Source organism: Flavobacterium sp., from assembly GCF_043722275.1.
Lineage (GTDB): Bacteria > Bacteroidota > Bacteroidia > Flavobacteriales > Flavobacteriaceae > Flavobacterium.
This window is the reverse complement of sequence record NZ_JAYSPC010000141.1, coordinates 1-1,662: the sequence shown is the minus strand read 5'-3', so window position 1 is coordinate 1,662 and position 1,662 is coordinate 1. Positions and strand designations below refer to the sequence as shown.

At 35.9% G+C, this 1,662-nt stretch carries 3 protein-coding genes; all 3 read right to left on the bottom strand.

What is annotated here, in order from left to right; translation table 11 throughout:
• Positions 1-98: 98 nt before the first annotated feature.
• The 3 genes from ACHZDT_RS17285 to ACHZDT_RS17275 all read right to left on the bottom strand — a co-directional run bounded on the left by ACHZDT_RS17285 (position 99) and on the right by ACHZDT_RS17275 (position 1,520).
• Positions 99-476: a hypothetical protein gene (locus ACHZDT_RS17285; protein ID WP_394775891.1), complete on the bottom strand. Its 378-nt coding sequence runs from the start codon at positions 474-476 to the stop codon at positions 99-101.
• A gap of 8 nt (positions 477-484) precedes the next feature.
• On the bottom strand, positions 485-805 hold the full coding sequence (locus ACHZDT_RS17280) for a hypothetical protein (RefSeq protein ID WP_394775890.1): 321 nt from the start codon (positions 803-805) through the stop codon (positions 485-487).
• Between the two features lie 286 nt (positions 806-1,091).
• Positions 1,092-1,520 (bottom strand): type II toxin-antitoxin system VapC family toxin, encoded by a 429-nt coding sequence (locus tag ACHZDT_RS17275; protein WP_394775889.1) that lies wholly within the window; start codon positions 1,518-1,520, stop codon positions 1,092-1,094.
• Between the last annotated feature and the right edge of the window lie 142 nt (positions 1,521-1,662).

The following is a 1,662-nucleotide window of genomic DNA, read 5'->3' as shown; positions in this document are numbered from 1 at the left end:
AAAAAATCAACAGCTCTCAGTAACCATTAGTAATATTATATCTCATTAAGTTCTTACAATTATTGCCACGCAAAAGGGGTGGGTCAACATCACCGGAATCATGGGTCAACATCACCGGAATTTACACTTTCATAATACTTTACAAAGTTTCGGGCTATCAAGAACTCCTTTTTTATTATTCTTTTTTCTTTTGCTAACTCTTTAACTCTTTCTGCTGTAGAAAGTGCCGGTTTAAATTTTTGTTCGAAGTAATCTCCTAATCTAAAATCTCTAAATTGAAAATACTCTGCCACTCTATCAGCAAGCCACGGAAAAGCTTTTGATTTTTCTTCTATGAGTATATTTATTTCCTTTTGAATTGTCTTTATTTCTTCTAAAGTTTGTGTTACAGCCTTGGAAAGCTGATGCATTTCAACATTTAGCTCGTCAATATCTGAAAGCTTATCTAAAAGATTTTTATGTTTTTGAATAAGCATACTTAAAACTATTGCTTTTTGTTTTTAGAGATTAATTTTCTCCATTGGTTATCGCCTACTATTAAATCCTCAACAATGTTGTCTGCTTTATATTGAAAGGTGTTCTTGAAATCACTATTTAAGTCCAACGTTTGTTCTTCGAATGATTTCTTAAGAGCTTGATTGCCTGCTCTCAATTTTTCTAAATCAAAGTCTTTTACCTGGGTAAATATTTTTTTGAACTTGCGATTGTATCTAATTATTTCTTTATCTCGATTGAAATAATTATATAATGCAACAGCGGTTGGAATAAATAAGATTAAGGCAATGACTTCAAGTATATCTTTCATTTGATGTCGATTTTATAATTCGCTCCATGATGAACAAGCCGTACAAGTGTGCGACGCAACAATGCTCAATAGTACCACTCCCGCTTAGTACATAAAAACTCTCCTCCATCAACAACTCCAAACCCAGCACCACCACTACATTTCAGGGGATTGCTTCGTTCCTCGCAATGACGGGTGCTAATGGTCATTCAACGGCAAACCGAGCCTTTGATAGTCTTTCCAGTTGACGTACCCGGGGGCTACGCGGTACACTTGCATGGTGATGCAATCGGTGACGGGGCAGATTTCATTTCATGTAATTATCAAGAAAGTCTTTCGCATTCATAACTGGCAAGGCAGGAATTTCAAGCTTCTTGAAATCTTTTATATCGTTTGTAATAAAAAAATCAACCGACGAATGCAAAGCTGCGGTGTAAAGAATGGCATCTTCCACATCATTTATTGTTCGTTGAACCCCGTTGGTATAAATAAGCGTAGTTACAGGAATGAGTTCAACAAAAGCCAACAGGTGATTAAATAGCTGCCGGAGTTTTGCAGGAGGATAATCTTTTCTTATAAGATAGGCAGTTGTGTTTAAAACACTTTCCGTAACATACGCATAGCCATCATGGGCCTCTGCAAGGTTGATCACACTTACAGCATAAGGATGATTGGTTCTTTTATTATCAAGAAGATCAATCAGGATATTAATGTCAAGAAAGATCTTATATGCCATACTTCTCCTTTAAATATTCATCCTTAGCTACATTAATATCAGGTATATGATGTGTAAGGGTTCCGGCATACGTAGCTGCAAAAGTTTTGCCTTTTGCTTTAGGCTTCTTCGTTAATTTGTCAAACTGATCTTCTGCAAGTTT